Here is a 4,549-nt window from a genome sequence, read left to right as displayed (position 1 = left end):
ATCCGAACAGCCCTTTTTCTTCACCCGATACGGTCATGAATAACAAACTACGTCTCGGGCCGTAGCCAGCTTTTTTTGCCTCTATGAATGCTTCAGCAATCTCCAATACGGTTACCGTACCTGAACCATCGTCATCCGCTCCATTGTTTACTACCTCACCTTGCTTACCAATATGATCATAATGAGCTGTCACTACTACCAACTCGTTTTTTAGATCACTTCCTTCTACGTAGCCTAGTACATTCTCAGAGGTAATCTGTTCAATGTTCTGCTTCAAATCTACTTCCAGAGACACATCATTTGTAAAGCGAGTTGTTCTTCCTCGCCGATCAATTCGTTGACGTAATTTTTTTAGATCATTCTTTCCACTTAGTGCTTGGGCCATTTTAGGAGAAATAATAATTAAGCTACTACTGGGCTTGTTATCTTTTAGTGCTAATGTTGGTCGCTGGGCTACCATCGCATAACGGTTTACGTGTTGTTTAAATTGATCGTCAACAACCATAACCAGCGTAGCATCTTCAATGCCAGCTAGTACGCGTTTAGTACCTAAGCTCGCCACTAGGTTTTTAGTGAAACGAGAAGATTCGGTAGAATTGGTTACATAATACTCACCATCTTTGTTCTGAGGTTCGCCCGATAGTACCATTATGGCCTGCCCAGCTACATTGATATTTTTGTAGTCATCGTATTTCTCACTTGAAATACCGTAGCCAGCAAATATCACTTGGCTAAATGATGTATCAATGGGGTCAGCGAAGTGGAAAAAAGAAAAGAAGTCTTCCAGAAAAATAAAGCGTTTTCCATTGATCTCTACGTAAGGCTCGCGCCATTCACTCTGAACAATAGGATAGGTTTGATAATAAGAGGTGTCACCAACCACGGGAGGCAAATCCAGTCCGGCAAAGTAGCCCGCAATATATGCGGCTGCTTTTTTCTGCCCGGCCTTACCGGTTTCTCGCCCTTCCATATCGTCGGAAGCGATAATTTGCAAGTGCTCCCGCAATTCTTCCTGAGTAATCGTTTGAGCGTAACGATTAGCCAAAGTATCCATATGCGGCGATTGCGCGACTAAGCCACTGCAATAGGGGGAAAGTAGTAATACAAAGAGATATTTACGCATTTTCTTTAAAAAATTGATCGGGCGTGTAATAATCATCAGGTTTCTGCTACTAATGCAGCATGAGAGTATATTTAACCTTTATCTTTTGGCCTACAAATTCGTCTTTACCGTCTGTACTTCGTCAATATTTTCGCCCATAGCCTCAGCTATTTTCTCAAAAATTGACTTGTCCAGCTACCAAATCCTGGATTTTCGGTTTCAAAAACGAAACTCAAATATACTCTAACTGTAAAGTTATTGTTTTCTTTGTGGTTTAGCGAATTTGATTTCTAATCTTGAATTGGTGTTCTTAGCCGATAAAATTAACTGACCTTGAATTTATTAGAAGCCCAACATATATCCAAACGGTACGCGAATCACGAAGCGTTGAAGGATGTGAGTATCACTATTCCGACCCAGTCTATCTTTGGGCTACTCGGACCTAATGGAGCGGGAAAGACTACGCTCATTCGTATTATTAACCAAATTATTGTAGCCGACGAGGGGCAGATACGCATCAAAGATGAAATACTACAGCCCAAGCATATTGCCGATATTGGCTACTTGCCGGAAGAGCGGGGGCTATACAAAAAGATGAAAGTTGGCGAACAGCTTATCTATTTGGCCCAACTTAAAGGCTTATCTCGCTCAGAGGCCATACGTCGCATTAAAGACTGGTTTCAGCGTTTAGAGATTTCTGGCTGGAGTGAGAAGAAAATTGAAGATCTCTCTAAAGGAATGCAGCAGAAAATCCAGTTTATTGCTACCGTGGTGCATGAGCCGGATTTAATCATTTTAGATGAACCTTTCACCGGTTTTGATCCGGTAAATGCCAACCTTATTAAAGATGAAATTCTGAAATTACAGGAACAAGGGAAGACAATAATATTCTCTACCCACCGGATGGAATCGGTAGAGGAACTGTGTACGCACATTGCACTAATTAATAAATCAGAGAAGGTGCTAGATGGTAAGAAGCAGGATATTAAAAACCAGTTTCGCTCTAATACCTATGAAGTATCCCATGTGGGTAATTTGAATGGCTTAAACCTTGATTATCAACTAATTCAGCAAGAAAATATTGAAAACGACTACCTGAAATCCACAGTGCAAATTCCCGAGACAGTAAGTCCGAATGAGCTACTGCTCGAACTAATCCCTCAAGTAGAAGTACACGCTTTTCAGGAGAAAATACCGACGATTAACGAAATTTTTATTGCGGCAGTACGATGAAAAAAATAGGACTAATTATTAAGCGAGAATACTGGACACGCGTCCGTAAAAAGTCATTTATTATCATGACTATTCTGGGGCCACTCCTCTTTGCGGGTATTGTAGTAGTCCCTATTTGGCTGGCTTCTAGTGAGAGCAGTGATGAAAAGGTGATTGCAGTAATCGATGAAAGTGGTCTGCTGGCAAATAGCTTTCAAGACGATGAGGATAGCAATATTCGCTACGAATATATTAACCGGTCTATTGATGATGCTAAAGCCAATTTTTCGGAGAGCAACCGCTACGGACTATTATATATTCCCGCGATCGATATTAACGATCCGCAGGGGGTTACATTTTTTGCCGAAAGTAATCCTAGTTTACAATTGCTTAATAACATTCGTGGCACATTACGTCAAAATATTCGCGATGTGAAGATGGAACGCTCTAATATTAGTCGCGCTATGCTAGATTCACTAGAAACTCAGGTCAGTATCAATACTATTAATCTGGGGCAAGCGGGAAAAGAGCAACAGGGTAATGCCGAGGTAGCTTCCGCCGTTGGTTACGTGGGTGCTTTCCTTATTTACATTTTTATATTTCTCTACGGTGCCCAGGTAATGCGCGGAGTAATTGAGGAGAAGTCTAGCCGGATTGTGGAGGTTATTATCTCGTCGGTGCGCCCGTTTCAACTCATGGTCGGGAAGGTAATTGGGGTAGCTTCTGTAGGCTTAACCCAATTCTTGCTATGGGTAGGTTTAACCTTGTTAATTGTTAACGTGGCCGGAAGTTTCTTTCCAGATTTAGCCAGCCAAGCCGCTACGCCCCCAGCAATGGCTCAAATGCCCGAAAGCAATCCGCAGTTGGAAGCAATGCAGAACATTTCATCTGCCTTTGATTCAGTTAATATTCCCTTGCTCATTTCCTGTTTTATCTTTTACTTCTTAGGAGGCTATTTAATGTACGGAGCTTTGTTTGCGGCGGTAGGTTCCGCTGCTGATTCAGATACCGATACCCAACAGTTTATGTTACCGGTATCTGCCCCACTAATCATCTCTATTGTTACGCTGGCGGCTATTCTGAATGAACCCAATGGCACTCTGGCCTTTTGGATGTCGATGATTCCCTTCACCTCTCCCGTGGTTATGATGATGCGGATTCCTTTCGGATTACCCACTTGGCAGTTGATTCTATCAATGGTACTGCTTGTGGGAGGCTTTATTTTTACCACCTGGATTGCTGCCAAAATTTACCGCATTGGTATTTTAACCTACGGCACCAAGGTAAATTATAAAACCATAGGTAAGTGGCTATTTCAGTAGATAAATGCTATAGAAAGCTTCCTAACGAGGTATAATTGCTACTACTGAAATACTACTAAATTAATAATGATAGCCAACTCTTTCGCTTATGTTGGTTGATACTTAGTGTACGACACCGCAATGTTTACCAAATTATTAGGCACGATGCATACTATTGCTATTAGGTTGTTCTTTAGTGCCCTTAATTTTTAGGAAAATTTTGACGATGAGCAAGGATATAAATCCTACTACTAATCCAACAATAAACTCTCCTAAGATGGTGGGTAAAGTATGCACCAGATCATGCAGGAAGTGTATATTATGAACGAATATCCCCCCAGCAACCAGAATCATCGCTAACGTACCAACTACTGCCAAACCTCTGATGATAAACGGTAATGTTTTTACTAAAGCAGTTCCTACGCTTTTAGAAAATCCAGCTTTACCGTCGCTTGCTGCTATTAATTTGTACCCTAAGTCATCCATTCTTACTAATAAAGCCACTAGCCCATAAACCCCTATAGTAGCTAGAATGGCAACCACGGTCACTACCGCAATTTGTACGGTAAGCGGTTCTTCTATTACGGTGCCTAACGCAATAATTACAATCTCTACAGATAAGATAAAATCTACAATGATAGCCGATTTTATCTTCTTCTTTTCACGGGCTACCGCTTCCGCTTCAGTCATTTCTGCAACTTTAACGCTATTCTTTACCTCATTTCTATGAAACAAAAATTCAAATATTTTTTCGGCACCCTCGTAGGCTAGGTAGATACCACCAAGTAACAAAATAGGAACAATAGCTGCCGGCAGAAAGGCGCTTAAGAGAAAAGCAACAGGTAGAATAATTAATTTATTGAGAAAAGAGCCTTTCGCTATTTTCCATAAGACTGGTAACTCTCTAGATGAAACAAAGCCCGAAGCCTTATCG

Annotated in this window: 4 protein-coding genes; 2 read left to right on the top strand and 2 right to left on the bottom strand. The window is 41.2% G+C overall.

Going from position 1 to position 4,549, the window contains the following annotated elements; genetic code table 11:
• A partial coding sequence (locus tag WBA23_RS06320; protein WP_424581404.1) for a M28 family peptidase occupies positions 1-1,123 on the bottom strand: 1,123 nt, incomplete at its 3' end.
• A gap of 312 nt (positions 1,124-1,435) precedes the next feature.
• Between WBA23_RS06320 and WBA23_RS06315 the strand changes: the two genes are divergently transcribed.
• Both WBA23_RS06315 and WBA23_RS06310 read left to right on the top strand, forming a co-directional pair.
• Complete coding sequence (locus tag WBA23_RS06315; protein WP_424581403.1) at positions 1,436-2,335, top strand: ABC transporter ATP-binding protein; 900 nt, start codon at positions 1,436-1,438, stop codon at positions 2,333-2,335.
• Positions 2,332-3,636, top strand: coding sequence for an ABC transporter permease (locus WBA23_RS06310; protein ID WP_424581402.1), 1,305 nt, complete (start codon positions 2,332-2,334; stop codon positions 3,634-3,636). The genes WBA23_RS06315 and WBA23_RS06310 overlap by 4 nt, the downstream gene beginning before the upstream one ends.
• 135 nt (positions 3,637-3,771) lie before the next feature.
• Here the strand turns inward: WBA23_RS06310 and WBA23_RS06305 are convergent.
• On the bottom strand, positions 3,772-4,549 hold a 778-nt coding region (locus tag WBA23_RS06305; protein ID WP_424581401.1), incomplete at its 5' end, for a DUF808 family protein.

It is taken from the genome of Tunicatimonas sp. (genome assembly GCF_049647865.1).
Classification (GTDB): domain Bacteria; phylum Bacteroidota; class Bacteroidia; order Cytophagales; family Cyclobacteriaceae; genus Tunicatimonas.
The sequence above is the reverse complement of the archived record's forward strand: the minus strand, read 5'-3'. Positions and strand labels throughout refer to the sequence as shown.